The following is a 17,278-nucleotide window of genomic DNA, read 5'->3' as shown; positions in this document are numbered from 1 at the left end:
TTAGACCTTGGCGGCCAGGGCTGACAGCGGCATCACGTAGCGCTTGAACAGGCGCACCACACGTTTGATGGCTTCGCGCTCGGTCTCCGGCATTTCTTGCCAGGCGCGGCTGGCTAGGCCATGCAGCTCCGGCTTGCTCTTCGCCCTAATACCCGCGACACGCAGCAGGCATTCGCGCATTTCAATGGGCAAGCGCCGCCATTCCGCATCAGCTGCATCGCGATATAGCCCACCGCTGGCCTTCTTGGCAAATTCATCGCGCAGGCCATCGAGCATGGCCTTGGCTTCCTCGACAGTGACTGCCGGATTCTTGAGCGGCGGCACAACTGGCGCTGGGCGAGCGGGGGCCTCTGGTATCCGCAATTCAGGCGCAAGGTACTGCAGCTGCGGCACATCACGCACAGGCAGCTTGCGCAGGCCATAGGGCAATACGGCTGCCACTGCATTGGCTTCGGCCTTGTCTTGCTTCATGCGCTGGCCAGCCCTTCAACAGAAAAGCCGCCGATGCGTGGCTGCTGCTCGGCAATGTCGAATGCGGCGTCATAGGCCGCGCGCATGCAGCTGGCCAAGATGTGCAGGGTGTGGCGCACGCCTGAGGCTGCGCGGTAGTGAATGGCGTACAGGCTCATTGCGCACCGCCTTGCTTTGCAGCTGCCACGGCTTCCAGGCGGGCCAGGGCGTTGGTGAGCATGTCGCGCAAAGCGGCGGCATCTTCGGGGCACAGTTGGAGCTTGACATTTGCAATGGCGCCGCAACGCTGGTCGTTGATGCAAACCTGAATGTCGGTTGCGCCATAGCCGTTGTCATAGCTCCAGACTTCCAGCTCCTGCCCCAGCTCATTGCGCAAATACCCGGCTTCGCGCACGTTGTGCCGACCGTACTTGTCCAGCAGTTGTTCGCTATTCAGTTTCGTTTCCATCGTCTTACCTCCGGTTTTTGGGCAAAAAAAGCCCCTGCCAGGCCCGCAGGCCTTGCAAAAATTGATTGGGGTTGGTGGTGGGGGTGGCCGCTATTAAGCGGCTCGGGCGCTAGCTGCTAGCACCTGCCGGTTTGTCGCCTGCAAACAGGTCAGCCGTCACCGGGGCCGTGCGGCGCGGGGTGTAGTCGTAGGAGCCTGCAGCGTCCAGCACTATGCCCAGAACATCGCGACGAATGTGAGCGCTCAAGGGCAGTTGCACAGTGGGGTCTGGTGTGCCGCTTGGGCTCAGGCTGCAGACGATTTCCTTGTGTGCCACAAATACGCCACCACAGCAGTCATTGGTGCAGTGGTAGGTGGTTTCGCGCAGAAGCGGGGCCATCACCCAACTTGTGCGAATCACTGCATCTGCACCACAGTCCGGGCAGGCGACTCGCTCGCCATCGGCGCTTGCGCGTTTGCGCAGACGGCGCGGAAAATGCAAGCCCAGCGCACCGGTGGGCATGATGTTGAATTTGTCCAGATCCACGCCGACGAACAAATCATGGCTCATCGCTGGCACCTCTCCCTGCGCTTCTGCAAGCTCGCGGATGTGGGTTGACATAGGCAAATCCAAAGCGTTGTTTTGCAGCGCGCTGGCCTTTAGACGGCGCACCAATTCAATGGCGGTGAGGAAGGTGTGGCCGCATTCATCGTTGTCGCAGCGGTAGCTGGCCTGCCACTGCAGAGGCCCCTTGCGCCACATATCGCGCAGCTCGCTGGGGGTGTCGCAATGCGGGCATGCAACCCGCGTGCCTTCGCGGCGCAGCACGCGGCCCTGCTCAGTGCTTGGCAGCAGGTTGGTGATAGGTGTTGGGGCGTTCATGTCTGCTTGGCTTTGTTGTTTTTATTGGCAGCCAGCGCAATTGCTTGGTGAAGATGGGCCGCATTCGCCGCCGCCCTCCCGAGCGCACCGGCAGTACATGCCGACCTCTGCCATGACACCGGTGGCGTCGAAGTAGCGGCGGCTGACGATCACATAGCCAGCCGCCTGCAAGACTGCATCGAGCTTTCCAATGGGCACACCCTGCTGCCCCGACAGGAAACGGCTGGTGTTGGATGCATCCCATCCAGCAGCATCGGCCACCGCATTTCCAGGCTGCGCAAGCGCCTGGCGTAGCACGCGCTCTACGGTGCCTGGCCCGTGGCCGCTACCGCTATTGCGGATCATGGTTACTGGTTTTTGACTCACGGTCACACCCTCCTAGATGACTTGTTTCTGGCCACGCAGCCAGGAGCAATTTGTTTTGCGTGTGCTTGCGCGCAGGCGCGCGCAATATGCAGGCATGGTGTTTGGCTCAGGATGCAGCACCAGCTTCGACTCGCTGCTTTTTCAGGATCTCCATCCCGAGCTTCGATGCGATTCGGACATAGGACGAGAGGGAGCGGCCATCGGCTGTAGCCTCGCGCTCCAGCTCCGCACGCTCGTCAGCAAAGTAGCGAACCGCCACAGGCTTCTCGGTTTGGAGCCCGCGAGGTGCGTAGCTGTCTTTTTTGATGGTTTGAAGCTTGGGCATGCTGTATCCTGCGGTTAGAACTTTGTGCAACACTTTTATGCACTACGGTGCAGATGATAGTGCCGATTTCGGCACATTGCAAGCAATGAACGCTAAAAACAGCACAGACGAACAACAAATTTCTGCACTAAAGACAGAAATCGGCCAGCGTCTCAAATTGGAACGGGAGCGCTTGGGCCTAAAAGCTGCCGATTTCGGCAATTTTGGGAACTGGCCTGCTCGAACCATTTATGGCTGGGAGTCCGGGTTAGCCACTCCAAAGGCTGAATTTTTTGCGTCTGTACAAGAACTTGGTCTTGACATTCCATTCATCATTACTGGCAAACGAACGCCCGCCCCAGCCACCAGCAACCAAGATGTGCTCGCGCCAAGGCGGCAGTCACTCACTGGCCCTGCCCCGACGCCCGCCCACTCGGATGACACGCTTTACATCCCGCTTCTCAGTGCTACGGGAAGCATGGGGCCCGGCACAGAGGCCTTCGCGGCTGATGTGGTTATGGGTGATGTACCCATCTCTGTTCTTTGGATACGGACGAACCTTCCACGCAGCCGACCCGAAGCTTTACGCTTGGTGCATGCCTACGGCGACAGCATGCGTGGCACGCTTGAAAGTGGTGATTTCGCGCTTGTCGACACGGACATTCATTCAGTAGACGTTGATGGTGTTTATGTGCTCGAAGCCCATCAGCGCCTTTTCATTAAAAGGGTGCGGCAGCGCATCGATGGCGCATACGAGATCAGCAGCGACAACCCTGCAATCAAGCAGACCGACATTCTGAATGGTGGCCATGAGGTGCGGATATGCGGCATGGTTGTCTACGGCTGGAATGGTCGGCGTTTCTAGTTTTTTGATGTAGCCATGAAATCAAGATTGATAGCCTCCTGTTTATTGCTGATGTGCAGTGGTGCATTCGGTCAAACGAAAACCATCAGCGACCAAGCCTCCATCGACAAATTGCTTGCCTCAATCCCAGTGAACAATATCGCTATGCCTCACAAGACACTTGTCGAACGTCTCGACAGCTTGGGCGTGTCTGTCAATGGCGTGAGCTATGGCACGGTTACCGCTGATGAAGTCGAGATAGATCCAGATCACATCAAGCGCGGTGACGTCCTCTACCAGTTCACAACCACCACTCCCTCACCCCGCGCCCAAGAAAAGTGCAAGTTCCAAAACAACTTCACCCTAGTTAAACGAAAAGGAAGATGGCTAGTCCAAGACCGGACTAGCAACTATCTTCTGCAGAATCAATGCCAAATCCCAAATTAGCTTTCTACCCGATATGAAGTTCTTTACAAGGAGGTAATTACGATGAGCAACGATCAAAAGAGACAAGCACCACCCCCACCGCCACCGTCCCCTCCTCCGCCTGCGCCATCTCCGCCGCAAGTAAATGAGGACTTCGGCAAGTCATGGGGCAACGAAGGCTTCAACGATATATTGCGCAATGTCTCACCTCCTCCATCTCCACCTCGTAGATAGCTGGCTCTGAATGTAGCTGCAGCATGCACAAATTATCTTGGTTGAACATGCGTGCTGCACTTTTCAGAATTACGCCATGACCAACACGACTAACAACACACAGTCGCCCATTGATTCAGGACAAGCTCGCTGGGATGTCAGAAGCGAAATTCTCAATTGGGCGAATATTACCTATCGCTACCATCGCAAGCGTCAATGGTTCTTTGACCTGTGCGACAAGGTAACCCAATCTGCGTCTATCGTGATGGGCCTGTCCTTGTTTGGAAAGACAGTACAGGATCACCTGCCCTATGTTGGCTTCTCAATTGCCTGCTTAGGGGTGATGGCTTTGGTGTTCACATACGCAGATCGGAAACAGTGTCACCGAGAACTGGCAGATCTGTCTCGCGAGTTGGCTGGTGAGATTGCACCTATTGTTGATGCCCAACTAACAGATAAGTTAATTACCCACTGGGAGCGTATTCGCACAAAGATTGAATTACGAGAACCGCCCACTCTGAAAACTCTTGCAGCGAAGTGCGAATGGGAACAAGCATGTGTAGAAGGTCACGAAGACATTGCTAAAAAATTAAAAGTCAGCCCTTTTGCTCAGCTTTTTATGCATTTTTTTTAGTTGCAGAACATGTTTCATCCAGTCCATGGCTGATGTGTTTAGAGCTCCACTTATGTGATAGACGAAAACGGTTAATTTTAGTCAATTGCCGACGTCCGGCGTTCACGCAAAACCGGGCTTCAAGCGGCTCTAAGCCTAGCGCTGCCCTGTTGCGACGCCCTCGACGAAAAGCACCCTTTTAGCGCGCAGGCGCGGCGGGGTCTCGACTGCGCGCGGCGGGGTTAGATAGGGGGTTGTGGTCGCTTTCTATGGGCAAGGGGGTGGCGAGGGCAGGGCCTGGAGTGTGCAGGCGTGCGCAGGCAGGGCGCGCGCGGGCACGCCAAGGGGGTGGGCTGGGTAGTTGGTTTTTTTGCGTTGTAGGGCTGCATATCGCTTTGGCCTGTGCGGGCTATGTGCGATAGGGGCAGCCGCCGGCCTGCCTGGTGACACTAGGGCCAGGCTGCAGACATGGCTAGGCCCGCACGGGGCGGGCCTAGTAAGGGGTGTGGGTAGCGTGGACTACGCGGCTAGTGCAAAGCGTTCATCGTGCGCAGCCTTGGCTTGTGTCCAGCCGATGCAGGCTAGCGCCACGGTGCGTGGCACCAGCTTCTCGCCGCTCAGGTAGTAGGCCAGCATGCGGCGCGAAAGTCCAAGCGCTTCGGCGGCCTGCAATTGAGTGAGCTTGTGCTGATGCATCCATTTCACAATGTCCTCATGCGAAAAGCCACCGGCTTGCTCTACCGCACGGGCTCGCAGGTTGTCGGCAGCCAATTCCAAGTCATCGGTGCCCCAGGTTACGGTGTCTTTCCATTCGCCTACCTTTGCGCGTTTGAAGATGGCCGGATCTGCCAAGTCGGCAATGGTCGGGTGCTTGGCAATGATGCGGCTCAGGTCTACATCAAATTCGGCGCCATCCGCAAAAACCAGGTGCAGCACCTGGCCAGCCTTGGCCTTAACGGCCATCAGGGTGAATGCCTTGCTCATGGGTTTAGCTCCTTCCATTTCAACATCAAATATTCCACATTCGCGCTGGCCCATGCAATGGGCTCTACCAACTCGCGTGCTGGAATGTTACCCCTCAACACTGCTTGCCCGATGATTGCCACCAGTGCTTGCCGGCCATCACCCATGCGCACATGGAAATGCGGTGGCGGGTGATCAGCGGCATACATGTTGATCGTGCAGTTTGAGAGGCGGGTTATCGTTGGCATGGCTCCATTATATGTGCAACCATTGCATTGTGCAATAGTTGCACATACATTTTCAACGAATCAATGCAGGCTATTCGCTGATGTCTATGCCATCTTCTGGCAGATCCTGGCCAGCCTCTTCCCAATCATCGGCGGGCACCGTCGCGCCGCCCGTTGATGTGTTGCCGCTGCCCTTGCGCTCCAGCTCCAAGCGGGTGACCAGGCCCTGTTCGTCCAGGGTGTGTTCGATGATTTTTGCCAGCCATTCGGTGCTGTCGATTTCGGCTTTGAAGCCTTGCACGGCAAAGGTGCCTTGCACCATCAGGAATGGGTCGCCAATGGCCAGCGATAGTTCAAATGTGGATTCTCCGCGCGCCAGGCGGCCCATTTCTGCGCGGGCGGCGGCCAGGGCTGCGGCTTCGCTGGCGTAGCTTTCTTTGAGGGTCTTGAGGTTTTCTTCTTGGCCCTCCACGGCGGCTTGGCGCTTAGCGCTCCCTTTGTCGTGCCAGTAGGCGCGCACGCCGGTGTAGCTGTTGCGGTCTGCGCTGTGGTAGCGGTGGCGGTCGCCGGATTGGCGGGTGATGGTGACACGCGGCATTGCCTGGCCCTTTGCGTTGGCGGCGGTGCCGATGGGCAAGAAAAGCAGCTTGCCCTTTTTGACGGTGGCAACGGCATCGTGCAGCTCGGCCACGCGCGCCAAGAAATTCACATCGCTCTCGTTCGTCTGGTCGATGTGCTGCAGCTGTTTGGCGGCCAGTGCGGATTCGATCGTCAGCTCCAGTCCGTTGCGCTTTGCAATGTCGGCCACCACCTTGCCCAGGGTTTGCCGGTGCCAGCTGGTGCTGGTGCGGCTGCGCAGCTTGCCGCGCATGTTGGCGCTGCGGGCGGTGATGTTGATGACGTCAGGGGCGCCACTATGCTCCACCTCATCGACCACGAATTCCCCCTTGTCAGCCATGGCGCCGCCGCGTGTGTAGCCCAGCTGCAGCTGCACCTTGGCGCCGCGCGCGGGTATGCGTAGTTTGCCGTCGCTGTCGTCCAGGGTTATGTCGAGCTGGTCGGCCTCGCCGCTGCGGGCTTCGCGCAAGCTCAGGCGCTGCAGGCGCGCTTGCACGGTGGGGGTAATGTCGCGCCCGTCCACCACCAGGCGGTAGCTGGGCTGCTGGTACACGCCCTGGGGGTTTTGCAGATCGGCTTGCATGTCAGTAATCCATCAACCAATCGTCCAGACTGCCCCATTCCTGCGGGTTGTCGCCGTCGCCTTCTTCTGCCCCACCGGTGGGGTCGGCCTGCTGGTCGTCCACGCGGGCCAGGTTGATCGTAAATTCCACCCGTCGGGCCACGCCTTCTGGCGTTAGGATGCTGCCGGTTTCTTCAACGCTGGTAATCACCCAGGCGCCAAAGATTTCGCCAGCGCCGTTGACCATGGCATAGGCCGCGCCGGTGTCGCCCATGGCGCGCAGCTTGTCGATGGCCTTGCGGTCGCCAAAATGCTCAGGCGCCTGCAGGCCGCTCAGTGTGATGGTATCCGCCCCCTTGCCCACAAACTGGCGGGCTGGCATGGCGCCGATACGGCTGTTTTCTGGGTGGCGCCATTCGGTGCTGCGGCGCATTTCTTCAAACGCCAGATTGTCCATGGCAAACACAAACTGGCCCAGGGCTGCAAGCATTGCGGGTTACTCCATATCGGTGTAGCTGCTGCGGCGGCGCGTGCCTTTGTCGCGCTCGCGCTTTTCCAGCTCGGCGGCCACGGCGCGGCCAATGGCTGCGGCATCCATGCCCGGCTGGGCATACACATTGATTTCGATCTTTGGTGCACCGGCCCCGCCGGCTGCTCCTGCACCGCCCATCCCGCCCATGCTTGGCACGGGAGCGGCGGCCAGGCTTGGCAGTGGCACCATGGTGGCGGCCGCCAGGCTTAACGCGGCAGCCTTGGCGCGGCCGGTGCCGCCCTCAATGCCCAGCGCTGCGCCCTCGCTCACAAAGCCGCCCAACTGCATAAATACGCGGCTTGGGCTGTGAATGCCCAGCTTGTCTTTGAACCAGCCAATGCTGTCATCAGCCATGGTGCTGATGGTGTCGCGCACGGCTGATAAGCGGCCGGTAATGCCGTTGACCAGCCCTTGCACGATGTTGGCACCGGCTTCGTAAAAACGGGTGGTCAGGCCCAGCACCGACTGCAGGCCATTGCTTACGGCCTCGCTCAGGTCGGCCCACAGCAGTTTGGCGCCGCCCACTACATCGTCCCAGCGGGAGTAAAGCATGGTGCCGGCCGTCATCAGCAAGCCAATGGGGCCAAGCAGCCGCAGGAACACCGCACCAAAGCGCAGCACCGCCGGGCCGTAGAGCGCCATGCGCGCCGCAAATGCACCCAACCATTGGCCGCCGAACGTAAACGCGCTGCCCACCGCTCGCACTGCTGTGCCAATGCCGCCAATGCTCAGGCCCACGCGCGCCAGGACAAAGCGCAGAAGCGCACCCTTGGCCATGACAAGGCCAATGGGGATGGCTACCGCCGCTAGCCCGGCGGTCAGCAGACCCAGCGCGCCCACGCCGTAAAGCACCCATTTGGTGAGCTGCGGGTGTTCGCCAGCAAAGCGGGAAATGCCCTCGGTGGCGTCGGTCACCACCTGCAGCAGCTTCACGTAGGCAGGCAGCAAGGTGGTGGACATGCGGGCGTACAGGTCATTTCGGCGTGCCAGCAATTCCAGCTCGTTACCGGCGGCAGTGGGCTTTACGCGGCCGTACAGGGTTTCTACGTTGTCGGCGCTTTCGTTGAGCTTGTAGCTCTTGTTGAGCATGGCGCGCTGTTGGTACATGGTTGCAAACAGGCCGGCCGCGTTGCGGTTGCTGAAAATGCCGCCCATCGCATCCAGGATCTGCTTTTCGCTGGTGATTCCTTTTTTCTCCAGGGCCGGTATCAACACCGTTTCCAACCACTCAAACTGCGAGCGCTGGAATATGTCGCTGCCCTTGAGCGCGCCCACGCCCAGCTGTGCCACCTGGCCCACCTTGTCGTGCTTGACCTTGGAGCGGTCGGCGATCAGACCCAGGTTGTCCAGCAACATGGCCGAGCGCTTGGTGGTCTTGCCCTGGTAAATATTTTGGTAGGCGCTCATCATGCCGGTGCCCACGCGGTGCCCCCCCATTTCTTGCACCAGCGGTTCAAGCCGGTAGAAGAATTCTTTCTCGCCGATGCCCTTGGCAGCCACCCCGCCGGTCTTGATGAGGTTGAGCCAGTCTTCTGCGCCCACGCGGCCGCCGGTTGCGGTAATCACCTGCTGAACCAGGTTTCCGTTTCGTTCAAAGTCTTCGCGGTTATTGGCGCCGTTGCGCATCTCAATAACCTTCATCATGTCCATGAACTTTTTCTCGTTATCCGCGCCATGCTCGGCGCCAAACGCGCCCTCATTCGCAAACTTCATCTTGGCCAAGAACGGCAGGGCTTCTTCGGCGTGGTGTCGATCGTTAAAAACGGTGATGGCATCGCGCATCAACTGCATGTTGTCCAGCTGGCTGGTGCCGTAGCTTTTGAATCCCTTGGCAAAGTCGATAGCCTTACCCGACTCTTCGGCGCCCAGGCCCAGGGCGTTGATGCGCACCCCTTCCATTTCCAGGCTTTTGCCCTGGCCCATCATCGGGGCCATGGTTTGGGCCGCGTGGCGGCTGGCGTACATGGCACCCATGCCGCCGGCGGTGATTGCCGCGCCCTTGACACCCATGCGCTGCATGTTGTGCTGGGCCGCGCTCAGTTGCTGCAGGCGCTGCTTTTGTTTGGCGATGCTGGCCGTAGTGCGCTCCATCTCGGCGCGGAGCGTGGCTTCCTGGGTGCGCAGGCCTCGGGTGGAGAGACCTGCTTGCTCCATGCGGCCGGTCAGCGTCTGGATGGATTGCCGCAGGGGCGACACGCGCGCCTGCAGGCCTGCCAGCTCCCCCTTAGCGCTGGCCATACGGCGGGCCATGGCGTCGGTCACGTTGCCGGCCGCAGCGTGTTCGACGGCCATCTCTCTGATCTTGCGTTTTTGCGCTGCAATCTCTGCGCGCAAGGCTTTGCTGGCCTTATGCGCATTGCGGAACTTGTCTACCAGGCCCTGCTGGTTTTCCAGCTGCTTGAGGCTGTCGCGCAGGCCTTTGAGTGAGCGCGATGTAGCGCTGCTGCCGGCCATGACACGTTTGAGCGGGCCGGTCAGCTTTTCCTTCGCGCTCAGGATGACGTCTAGCCGCAGCCGCTCCATTCCCATTTGCTTACCTCATTGCAATTTTTTGCCCAGTAGCTGGGCGTAGAACCTTAGTTTCTGGTTGCTTCGCTCGATGGCCAGGTTGCGCCACTGCAGCAGCTCATCGACGTCAAAGCGGCCCATCACATCGGGCGGCCAGTGGAAGACGGCCGCAATGTCGGCCATCCAGTCTTCTATTGACGTATCGCCTTGCGCACCGAAGAAGGTTGCAAAAAATCCCACACCACCCCTGCGCAGTTAGCCAGATCTACCAAGTCCAGGGCGTTGGCCTCGGCCTGAATGATGCTCGGCTGGGTGATGCGTGGCAGCAGCACCTGCACGGACAGTGCATCCATGTCGGCCAGGCTTTTGATAGAGAGGCCGCGCAGGTCGCCGCCCAGGGGCTTCATCACCTTGATTTCGGTAATGTCGCCGCCGGCGCGCTTGATGGGAGTTTCCAGTGGCACCAGCTGGTAGGGGCGGCCGTTGATGGTTTCGTCCATCGCCTGGTTGTCGGCCGTCGCCTGGCCTGCTTGTGCGGCTGCGGTGTTGGTGTTGGTGTTTTCGGTTTCGGCTTTGTCGCTCATTTCGTACCCCGTTTCAAAATCAAAAAAGAGCGGGCCTTGCCGAAGTGTGTGACGGCTCGACCCGCTAAGCCCCTTACCAGGTTGGCGCTTGCGCTGCGGGCTTAGTAGCCCAGCACGGCGCGTACATCGGCCAGAACGTCTACACCGTCCACGATGCAAATCATGTTGACCAGATCAATTTCAAACATCACCAGCCCGCCCACCGTCAGGCGGAAGTAGCTCAGGCTGTAGCTGTAGGTTTGCTCGGTGGGGTCGCCGGCCTTGTTGCTGCCGGGGTCGATCTTGGCGATGCGGCCGCGCATGACGGCCTCGCAGCTCTCCACCTGTTCGCTGGTGCCGCGCGAGAGAGCACCCACGAAACGCAGCATCGTCGCATCGTGCTGGCGGGCACCCCACTTGCTGGTGAGGCCCGCGATAAAGCCGGCGCCCTTCAACTCGGCCTCCATCTTTTCCTGGCCAAAGTCAAAATCAATGGGGCCATCCATGCCGCCGGCCCGGTGTTCTTCGAGCTTGCGCGCCAGGGTGGGCAGGGTGACTTCGGGAATTTCGCCCTTGTAGTCGCCGCCGTCGGCAAAAACGGCAAAGTTGAGTAGTTGGCGTGGGAGCATTTTCTATCCTCGCTTGGGTGGTTCGATCAGCGGGCCGATGCCATTTGCGTGGCGAAGTCCACCAGGTAACGGTCGGTGATGTGCTGACGGAAGCTCAGGTCTTCCAGCGGTGGCACGGGGGTGTAGTCGTAGTCGATCACCAGCTTGCCGCTCTTGAGGTTTTCGGTGGTGTTGATTTCTTCGTTGAACCAGGCCCGGCCGCCCAAGATGTAGCCGTCCGCCTTGAGCGTGCGGAAGCGTGCATTAATGGTTTCCACAATGTCGCGCACCAGGCGGGGCGACATGGGTTTGTCGAGAAATTCGAAAAAGCCTTCCGCAATCGTGTCGGCCAGGATTTGGCCGGTGCGCACCGACACTTCAAACACAAAGTCGGTATCGCTGGTGCAGGTGCGGTTGCCCCAGAAGCGGTAGCCCTTGTGATTGATGACGGTCGTAATGTCGCCCTGGTTGAGCAGGGCCGCATCGGTGGATGCGCTCTGCAAGTCCCACGAAATATCTTTTGCCAGGCCGGTGGGGCCGTTGATGGGCACGTTGGACAGGCTCTTGTGCCAGCCCATCTCTTGGTCGATGCGGGCGCGCATGCCCAGCGCGTAGGCCACGGCATCGGCGGGCACGTTCTTGCTGGTGGCGGTGTCCCAATCCATGAAGTTAGGCCAGATCAACATGGTTTCGCGCTGGCCGAATCCTTCGCGGTATTGCAGCACTTCGCTGACGTCTTCAGCGCCGTGTGCATAGACGTAGCTGAATGCGCGCAGATCTTTGCAGACGCTGGCCAGGGCATCGGCCACGGGCTTGGTGTCGAGTCCAGGGGCGCCCAGGATGCGCGGGCGCACGCCGGTCTGGCCTTGTGCTGCCAGAAGAGCCTGGATGCCGGTGCGCTGGCCCAGCAGGTTTGTGCCCACCACCTTGCTGGTCTGGTCGGCTTCCCTCTCTTCTTCGGTATCGCCCACGCCAGTTTCTACCCGCACGATGATGAGTACCGGGCGGCATTGCATTGCGATGCGATCAAGCGCTGGCTTGAGCGTGCCAGCGGTGCCGGCCAGGCCTTGGGCGCGGCTGATGTTGGTCACCAGCACGGGCTTGTAGAGCGGGAAGTAATCGGGGTCGGCATCGGGGGCTGTCACCAACATGCCGATGACGGCAGACGAAGCCAGGCGCAGCGTGTTGATGCTGTCGCCTTCTTCAAAAACGCGGATGCCGTGGTGAAAACTTTGGGTAGCCATTGGTAATCCTTCGGAGTGGATTTGCGCGGTGGGCGCGTGATATGGCTATGTTCGGGTTTCACGCGCGCAAAGGCCAGCGGGTGACACTGTGGCTGCGATGCAGACAAAACAAAGCCCGCCGGCTGTTGCAAGCGGGCGGGCTTTTGATGGGGTGGTGGGTGGCTAGACTTCGGCAGCCACCACGCGCAGGCCGGAAAAGCGCATGTGCTTTTCAGGGGGCAGGCCGCTGTTGACCATTTCCGCCGTCACGATCCAGATTCGTGGCTCCGTCATCGTGATGGTGAACGTGGCGCGGCCCGCTTCAAACAGCACCCGCTTGGGATAGACGCGGCCGTCCACGCTGGTAATGGGCATATCGAATGCCTCATTGATCGGGTAGAGCTGGCCGCCCACCTCCATGCGCACGGTGATGGCCAGCACGGCCCCCACCACGGTGCGCACCTCGGCGAAGTTGTCCGCAATGATGGTATGCGCGTTGCTGCCTGCATCGGCGGTGATGTTCTCCACCACGATGGCCGGGCGCTGGTCGGCCTGGGCCACCACGGGCACCCACTTGCTGCCCGTCCACTTTTGGCCGATGCGCGTCTCACCCTGTTTCAGCACGACTGCATTGGCAGGCAGCGGATCGAGCGCCAAAGGGTACTCACATTCCACCGTGCATATTCCAACATCATTCGTAAATGCATAAGAGGCTGCCATTATGAAAACTCCGTGACACTAAAACCAACTACCCAATTTGAGCCAGCTGTAACAGCTGAACCATAAGAAGCCTCGACGCGGACAACCGTGCTGCTAATGAATCTGTATGTCAAATACGCAATGCCATTCTGAGAAATCAATGGTCTTTGAGGCTGAATAAAAGCCTTGTTGACATTGACTGCACCAATCGGAATATCGGCATATAAAACACCGCCCGCGCCTCCGTTTCCATTGACCCAAAGCACCGTGGGTAAAACGGTATAGCTCTGCCGAACAATGCCACCTACCGCCGAAGTCACATGGCTCTTAACGTTATCGCGCGCGGCATTTGTCGTTGCATTCACGTTGTCCCGCGCGCTGGTAACGTCCGTGCGGATGGTGTTCGCAGTGGTCTGCACCCCCGCGATATTGGTCAGCGCCGTGCCCAGGCTTGTGGCCAAGTCGCCCAGCTTTGCCAGGGCCAGCGCCAGTAATGGAACGCTCATACAGCCTCCTCTGTTGCGGCGGCCCCCTCCAGCCGCCCGTTGTTGTAGGTCATGGTCTCGGTGCGCTTGCGCCCGTCATAGGTGGTGACCACGGTTTTGACATTCCCGGTCGAGTCATAGCTGATGACCGTTACCGCTTGCTTGGCGTCCAGCATCTCAGTTACCACCGACACGCGCCCGCTTGTGTCGTAGGCAATGCTGGTGGTGCTGGCCCCGTTGGCCGGCCCCAGCTTCAAATCGGCACGCGCCAGAGTGATGTTGACGCCTGCTTTCCCATTGACCGACTGCACACGCGCGGCGCCCATGTCGTTGATGGCCCGCTGCAGCGCATCGAGCGCTCCGTCTACCTCCTGTGCACCGGCTTTTTCGTCGATCAGCTCGCGCAAGCCATTGAGCGCGTTGTCTACAGCGCGGCCCAGCGCCCGCAGGCGCTCCACATCCACTTCCAGCGGATTGCCCGCGTAAGGCAGTTCCAGCCCGAAGAAGTCTGTAATGTCTTCTTGTATTGCCATGGCCACCCCTTACAGAATCACCGCGCGCAGATTGCGCACCTTGGGCCGGGCATTGGTGTTGCCCAACAGCTGCAGGCGCAAGCGCAGCGCAGCACCTGCCAGCCCGGTCTTTTTGTGGGTCAGCTCCACATTGCCAGCCGTCTGCGCGCTGCTGCTGTCAAAGGGCACATCTACCCAGGTCGCGCCGCTGTCGGTGCTGCATGCCACCTTCACGGATGATCCCGCTGGCAAGCTCGCCTCAAAAATCACAGTAACGGTATTGCCACCTGCCAACTGCACCGCAGGCGTGATGTAAGTGCCTTGGGTAAGCAAGCTGCCCACCACCAGCACGGTGCCCTGCTCCAGTACCGGCGCCAGGCCATTGGCCGCCCGGCGCAATGTGGCCTCTACCTGCACGGCGCCAGTGTGTGGCGCAGCCAGCTGGATGGGTTGCGCCACATCCACATCGTGGGTAGCTTTGACGGCGCCTTGATCGTCCAGCAGCTTGAGCTGGTAGGTCACCCGGGCATCGGGCGCAGGCTGGATGGCGCCCGCATTCACCGTCAGATTGGTGGCGTTCACTACCGGCTGCTGCCCCACCACAAAGGTCTGTGCCGTCTGCTTGTATTGGACGGCCAGCAGCTCAAAGCGCAAGAAGCGGTTGGAGTATTTGGTCACCACCCCGGATTCGTTCGTGTGCGAGAGCGCACCAATCTCTGCAGGCGGCTGCGTAACGTAGCCGCCCGCCTGGTTGACCTCGCCCACCTGCGCCACATAAGGCGCGGTGTCGGTATCGGCAGCGCTGATGCTCAGGGCATACGGTACGCCGGCCTGCATCAGCACGGGTGCAGGCCAGGAGACAGCGGTAGCGCCCACGGTGTTGATCTGGTCGGGCTCCAGCCGCACGGTGGCCAGTTCATTTTTGGGCAAACCCTTTTCATCGGCCCGGCTGATGCTGACAAGCACGGCCTGGCCCTTTCGTGCGAAGAAAAGGTTGGCACCGGCAGACTGCCAGGTGGTTGGCGGGTTGATGGCTTGGGTCAGGACGTTATAAGACATAGTTCACCGTTTCGATGCCTACACCGGCAGTAATAAAGTTGCCGCTGTACAGGTAATAGAGTTGCAGTTTCAATGTGGCCGATCCCGTGTAACTGGCTTCGCCATAGCTTCCGTTGTCCCCCTCGATGCGCACGCGCTTGGTGCCCACGGTGATGCCCTTTGGCACCTTGAAGCTGCCCTCCACCACCCCTTGCGCATTTGCCGATGGCGTTTGGCCCTGGGCGTTTTTGAATGCCACAGGCTGGCCGTCAAAGGTGGCTGACTTGACCGGCTCCAGCGGATCAAAGCCGGTGAGCGTCACACCCACATCGATCTCGCGCAGGTAGATATCGCTGGTATCGACCAGCGATTTATCGAAGGTCTTTTCAAACTCGGCCTGCACGCTGCCCGCCACCGTCTGGCCCGGGTTCCAGATCGGGTTGTAATGGAACTTCACGCCCTTGGGATATTGGCGCACGCCCGGCACTTCCCAGCGGTCAATGGGCGGCGCCAGGATCACAGACGCGGGCAGCTGGCCTACGCCAATGCTGGGGTTGATGGCCATGCTGCGGCTGTACGCTGCTTGGCGCAGGCCCGTCACGATATCGAAACCCATCGAATACGAGGTCTTGCCGTCATCGAGCAGATGGGCGCCGAAGTCCTCATAAAGCTGCAGCGCGCCATCGAGAATCTGGGCAGTCTGCTCCAGCCCCTGGTCGCGCATGCTGTCGTCGCGCATGGGGTCAGCAAAGTAGCCCTTTTTCAGGCCGCTGTAGCGCCCGTTCACATCGGTCGCCAATCGCAGCTCGGCCAAGTCCAGCTCGATATCGTCCATGCGGTTGGAATAGTTGGCGATGGTCTGCATGGGCACCATACGCCAGCTGTCCAGCACCAAGCGGCGTGTTTCCTGCATCCAGCTTTGGTAGATGGTGGCCAGCAGCAGCTGGCCGCCAGGCACGTCGGGCGGCACTGGCTGCCAGGTAGCAGGCACACCCTTGATAACGCTGTATACCCCCTGGTCATCCATCACCAGGCGGTCATAGCGGCGCATGGCAAATTCGTAGTCCACGTAATGCACCGTGCCATTGACCGGGTTCGCAATCTGGAACGTGGTTGGCGTTTGGTTCAGCACCGGCTCGATGCTGATGAATTCAAACTCCACCGTGTACAGGTTGCCGGTCGCTGGCTCTGCGCCGCTAGGGCTCCAGTCCACCTGCCCCGCCGTCAGTTTGAAGTCGGCAGGCTCGTAATAGGTGATTCCTCCCAGCTTGATGCTGTTGATCTTGACCACGCTGTTTTCGTTGAGCTGGTCAGCGCCACCCAGCACCGGCCCCCGGTTCACCTGCTGGGTTTTCTTGCGCTGCACGCGGACAGTGGCGGGCTTCAAAACCGGGAAACGGTCAAAGGTGACGGTCTGCAAGGCTTCACCGCTGGCTGCATGAGGCTCGCTCAACACCTGCATGGTGTTGGGCACTGCGGCATAAACCACGGTTCTGTCAGCTGGGCGAAACACAGGTATGCCGCCTACATGCGCTTCACCGGCCTTGACGGTATAGATCTGGTTTCCGTCTTGGTCATCGTCGTGCATGAGAACGGTCATGCCGTCCACCACGTAATTGCCGCCGCCAGTGCTGGCAATGTCGTAATCCTTGATGGCTACGGTAATGGGGTTGTTCGTGCTGAGCGCCTCGCGGGGCTTGACCACGCCATCTTCAATCGTCCAAACGGGGAAGAAATCACCCGGCAGGACCTGGCTACCAGCCAGCCCCCAGCGCGCCACCATGCGGGTGCGGTCGGCTCCGGGCTGCTGCTGGCCTTCACCTTCTACCGCTGGGTTGTACAGCCCTGGATCATCCACCGCCGTCACTGTCGTGGTTTCCAGGTAGACGCCCACATATTGGGTGCCCAGTACCGGCACAGCAACCAGCGCGGCAACCACATCGTGGATGCGACCGGCAATGTAGATACTGCCCGCCTCCATGGTGGCCATGCCTGTGGCAGCGCTCATGGCGCAGCGGGCACCCTCGATCAGGTCGCCATCGCTAAAGATACCGTCTGCTATCCGGCGCAGCGCGTGCTGCTGCATGGCCTGCTCGTCGTTCAGCTCGCGCGACTGCAGAATGCGGTCAGCGTGGTAGTCCACACTGACATAACCATCCTTGGCATCGAATTTGTTGTAAACCGTCATGTTCT

At 59.8% G+C, this 17,278-nt stretch carries 23 protein-coding genes; 3 read left to right on the top strand and 20 right to left on the bottom strand.

Features of this window, described 5'->3' with window-relative positions:
• The 6 genes from AB7A72_RS15855 to AB7A72_RS15830 form a co-directional block, all read right to left on the bottom strand.
• The gene (locus AB7A72_RS15855) at positions 1–471 is read right to left on the bottom strand and encodes a hypothetical protein (protein WP_369460519.1); all 471 of its coding nucleotides are present in this window, start codon (positions 469–471) and stop codon (positions 1–3) included.
• Positions 468–629, bottom strand: a complete 162-nt coding sequence (locus AB7A72_RS15850) for a hypothetical protein (RefSeq protein WP_369460518.1) — start codon at positions 627–629, stop codon at positions 468–470. The genes AB7A72_RS15855 and AB7A72_RS15850 overlap by 4 nt, the downstream gene beginning before the upstream one ends.
• Positions 626–919 carry a hypothetical protein gene (locus tag AB7A72_RS15845; protein ID WP_369460517.1) on the bottom strand — a complete coding sequence of 98 codons (294 nt, stop codon included), beginning with the start codon at positions 917–919 and terminating at the stop codon, positions 626–628. Before AB7A72_RS15845 ends, AB7A72_RS15850 begins: the two co-directional genes overlap by 4 nt.
• Before the next feature lie 109 nt (positions 920–1,028).
• Entirely contained in the window at positions 1,029–1,781 is a 753-nt protein-coding gene (locus tag AB7A72_RS15840; RefSeq protein WP_369460516.1) for an ogr/Delta-like zinc finger family protein, read from the bottom strand.
• Positions 1,782–1,802: 21 nt separating this feature from the next.
• The gene (locus AB7A72_RS15835) at positions 1,803–2,147 is read right to left on the bottom strand and encodes a DNA-binding protein (protein ID WP_369460515.1); all 345 of its coding nucleotides are present in this window, start codon (positions 2,145–2,147) and stop codon (positions 1,803–1,805) included.
• A gap of 106 nt (positions 2,148–2,253) precedes the next feature.
• Positions 2,254–2,472, bottom strand: coding sequence for a hypothetical protein (locus AB7A72_RS15830; RefSeq protein ID WP_369460514.1), 219 nt, complete (start codon positions 2,470–2,472; stop codon positions 2,254–2,256).
• 37 nt (positions 2,473–2,509) lie between these two features.
• Between AB7A72_RS15830 and AB7A72_RS15825 the strand changes: the two genes are divergently transcribed.
• The 3 genes from AB7A72_RS15825 (at position 2,510) to AB7A72_RS15815 (ending at position 4,568) form a co-directional block, all read left to right on the top strand.
• Entirely contained in the window at positions 2,510–3,316 is an 807-nt protein-coding gene (locus AB7A72_RS15825; RefSeq protein WP_369460513.1) for an XRE family transcriptional regulator, read from the top strand.
• Between the two features lie 15 nt (positions 3,317–3,331).
• A complete protein-coding gene (locus AB7A72_RS15820) occupies positions 3,332–3,742 on the top strand; it encodes a hypothetical protein (protein ID WP_369460512.1) in 411 nt (136 codons plus the stop codon).
• A 289-nt stretch (positions 3,743–4,031) separates the two neighbouring features.
• The gene (locus tag AB7A72_RS15815) at positions 4,032–4,568 is read left to right on the top strand and encodes a hypothetical protein (protein ID WP_369460511.1); all 537 of its coding nucleotides are present in this window, start codon (positions 4,032–4,034) and stop codon (positions 4,566–4,568) included.
• A 498-nt stretch (positions 4,569–5,066) separates the two neighbouring features.
• On the opposite strand, the gene AB7A72_RS15810 is transcribed toward AB7A72_RS15815, so the two are convergent.
• The 14 genes from AB7A72_RS15810 to AB7A72_RS15745 all read right to left on the bottom strand — a co-directional run bounded on the left by AB7A72_RS15810 (position 5,067) and on the right by AB7A72_RS15745 (position 17,273).
• The gene (locus AB7A72_RS15810) at positions 5,067–5,585 is read right to left on the bottom strand and encodes a DUF2442 domain-containing protein (protein ID WP_369460510.1); all 519 of its coding nucleotides are present in this window, start codon (positions 5,583–5,585) and stop codon (positions 5,067–5,069) included.
• Positions 5,528–5,677 carry a DUF4160 domain-containing protein gene (locus AB7A72_RS15805; protein ID WP_369460552.1) on the bottom strand — a complete coding sequence of 50 codons (150 nt, stop codon included), beginning with the start codon at positions 5,675–5,677 and terminating at the stop codon, positions 5,528–5,530. Before AB7A72_RS15805 ends, AB7A72_RS15810 begins: the two co-directional genes overlap by 58 nt.
• A 151-nt stretch (positions 5,678–5,828) precedes the next feature.
• Positions 5,829–6,938: a contractile injection system protein, VgrG/Pvc8 family gene (locus AB7A72_RS15800; RefSeq protein WP_369460509.1), complete on the bottom strand. Its 1,110-nt coding sequence runs from the start codon at positions 6,936–6,938 to the stop codon at positions 5,829–5,831.
• Position 6,939: 1 nt separating this feature from the next.
• Complete coding sequence (locus AB7A72_RS15795) at positions 6,940–7,407, bottom strand: phage tail protein (protein ID WP_369460508.1); 468 nt, start codon at positions 7,405–7,407, stop codon at positions 6,940–6,942.
• A gap of 6 nt (positions 7,408–7,413) precedes the next feature.
• Positions 7,414–9,978 (bottom strand): hypothetical protein, encoded by a 2,565-nt coding sequence (locus AB7A72_RS15790; protein ID WP_369460507.1) that lies wholly within the window; start codon positions 9,976–9,978, stop codon positions 7,414–7,416.
• Between the two features lie 9 nt (positions 9,979–9,987).
• Positions 9,988–10,140 carry a GpE family phage tail protein gene (locus AB7A72_RS15785; RefSeq protein ID WP_369460506.1) on the bottom strand — a complete coding sequence of 51 codons (153 nt, stop codon included), beginning with the start codon at positions 10,138–10,140 and terminating at the stop codon, positions 9,988–9,990.
• Positions 10,141–10,148: 8 nt separating this feature from the next.
• A complete protein-coding gene (locus AB7A72_RS15780; protein ID WP_369460505.1) occupies positions 10,149–10,541 on the bottom strand; it encodes a phage tail assembly protein in 393 nt (130 codons plus the stop codon).
• Between the two features lie 101 nt (positions 10,542–10,642).
• The gene (locus tag AB7A72_RS15775; protein WP_369460504.1) at positions 10,643–11,149 is read right to left on the bottom strand and encodes a phage major tail tube protein; all 507 of its coding nucleotides are present in this window, start codon (positions 11,147–11,149) and stop codon (positions 10,643–10,645) included.
• Between the two features lie 26 nt (positions 11,150–11,175).
• A complete protein-coding gene (locus AB7A72_RS15770; protein ID WP_369460503.1) occupies positions 11,176–12,372 on the bottom strand; it encodes a phage tail sheath protein in 1,197 nt (398 codons plus the stop codon).
• Between the two features lie 162 nt (positions 12,373–12,534).
• Entirely contained in the window at positions 12,535–13,026 is a 492-nt protein-coding gene (locus tag AB7A72_RS15765) for a hypothetical protein (protein ID WP_369460502.1), read from the bottom strand.
• Between the two features lie 44 nt (positions 13,027–13,070).
• Entirely contained in the window at positions 13,071–13,556 is a 486-nt protein-coding gene (locus AB7A72_RS15760) for a hypothetical protein (RefSeq protein ID WP_369460501.1), read from the bottom strand.
• A complete protein-coding gene (locus tag AB7A72_RS15755; RefSeq protein ID WP_369460500.1) occupies positions 13,553–14,068 on the bottom strand; it encodes a hypothetical protein in 516 nt (171 codons plus the stop codon). The genes AB7A72_RS15760 and AB7A72_RS15755 overlap by 4 nt, the downstream gene beginning before the upstream one ends.
• A gap of 9 nt (positions 14,069–14,077) precedes the next feature.
• Positions 14,078–15,106, bottom strand: a complete 1,029-nt coding sequence (locus AB7A72_RS15750) for a virulence-associated protein (RefSeq protein ID WP_369460499.1) — start codon at positions 15,104–15,106, stop codon at positions 14,078–14,080.
• Positions 15,096–17,273: a DUF4815 domain-containing protein gene (locus AB7A72_RS15745; RefSeq protein WP_369460498.1), complete on the bottom strand. Its 2,178-nt coding sequence runs from the start codon at positions 17,271–17,273 to the stop codon at positions 15,096–15,098. Before AB7A72_RS15745 ends, AB7A72_RS15750 begins: the two co-directional genes overlap by 11 nt.
• Between the last annotated feature and the right edge of the window lie 5 nt (positions 17,274–17,278).

The organism is Comamonas sediminis (assembly GCF_041107495.1).
Lineage (GTDB): Bacteria > Pseudomonadota > Gammaproteobacteria > Burkholderiales > Burkholderiaceae_C > Comamonas > Comamonas sediminis.
Note: the sequence above shows the minus strand (reverse complement) of the source record. Positions and strands in the feature narration are given on the sequence as shown.

Coding starts and splice junctions, on each gene's coding strand:
- AB7A72_RS15855 (WP_369460519.1), bottom strand. CDS start 471: ATGAAGCAAGACAAGGCCGAAGCCAATGCAGTGGCAGCCGTATTGCCC.
- AB7A72_RS15850 (WP_369460518.1), bottom strand. CDS start 629: ATGAGCCTGTACGCCATTCACTACCGCGCAGCCTCAGGCGTGCGCCAC.
- AB7A72_RS15845 (WP_369460517.1), bottom strand. CDS start 919: ATGGAAACGAAACTGAATAGCGAACAACTGCTGGACAAGTACGGTCGG.
- AB7A72_RS15840 (WP_369460516.1), bottom strand. CDS start 1,781: ATGAACGCCCCAACACCTATCACCAACCTGCTGCCAAGCACTGAGCAG.
- AB7A72_RS15830 (WP_369460514.1), bottom strand. CDS start 2,472: ATGCCCAAGCTTCAAACCATCAAAAAAGACAGCTACGCACCTCGCGGG.
- AB7A72_RS15825 (WP_369460513.1), top strand. CDS start 2,510: ATGCACTACGGTGCAGATGATAGTGCCGATTTCGGCACATTGCAAGCA.
- AB7A72_RS15820 (WP_369460512.1), top strand. CDS start 3,332: ATGAAATCAAGATTGATAGCCTCCTGTTTATTGCTGATGTGCAGTGGT.
- AB7A72_RS15815 (WP_369460511.1), top strand. CDS start 4,032: ATGACCAACACGACTAACAACACACAGTCGCCCATTGATTCAGGACAA.
- AB7A72_RS15810 (WP_369460510.1), bottom strand. CDS start 5,585: ATGGGCCAGCGCGAATGTGGAATATTTGATGTTGAAATGGAAGGAGCT.
- AB7A72_RS15805 (WP_369460552.1), bottom strand. CDS start 5,677: ATGGGTGATGGCCGGCAAGCACTGGTGGCAATCATCGGGCAAGCAGTG.
- AB7A72_RS15800 (WP_369460509.1), bottom strand. CDS start 6,938: ATGCAAGCCGATCTGCAAAACCCCCAGGGCGTGTACCAGCAGCCCAGC.
- AB7A72_RS15795 (WP_369460508.1), bottom strand. CDS start 7,407: ATGCTTGCAGCCCTGGGCCAGTTTGTGTTTGCCATGGACAATCTGGCG.
- AB7A72_RS15790 (WP_369460507.1), bottom strand. CDS start 9,978: ATGGGAATGGAGCGGCTGCGGCTAGACGTCATCCTGAGCGCGAAGGAA.
- AB7A72_RS15785 (WP_369460506.1), bottom strand. CDS start 10,140: ATGGCCGACATTGCGGCCGTCTTCCACTGGCCGCCCGATGTGATGGGC.
- AB7A72_RS15780 (WP_369460505.1), bottom strand. CDS start 10,541: ATGAGCGACAAAGCCGAAACCGAAAACACCAACACCAACACCGCAGCC.
- AB7A72_RS15775 (WP_369460504.1), bottom strand. CDS start 11,149: ATGCTCCCACGCCAACTACTCAACTTTGCCGTTTTTGCCGACGGCGGC.
- AB7A72_RS15770 (WP_369460503.1), bottom strand. CDS start 12,372: ATGGCTACCCAAAGTTTTCACCACGGCATCCGCGTTTTTGAAGAAGGC.
- AB7A72_RS15760 (WP_369460501.1), bottom strand. CDS start 13,556: ATGAGCGTTCCATTACTGGCGCTGGCCCTGGCAAAGCTGGGCGACTTG.
- AB7A72_RS15755 (WP_369460500.1), bottom strand. CDS start 14,068: ATGGCAATACAAGAAGACATTACAGACTTCTTCGGGCTGGAACTGCCT.
- AB7A72_RS15750 (WP_369460499.1), bottom strand. CDS start 15,106: ATGTCTTATAACGTCCTGACCCAAGCCATCAACCCGCCAACCACCTGG.
- AB7A72_RS15745 (WP_369460498.1), bottom strand. CDS start 17,273: ATGACGGTTTACAACAAATTCGATGCCAAGGATGGTTATGTCAGTGTG.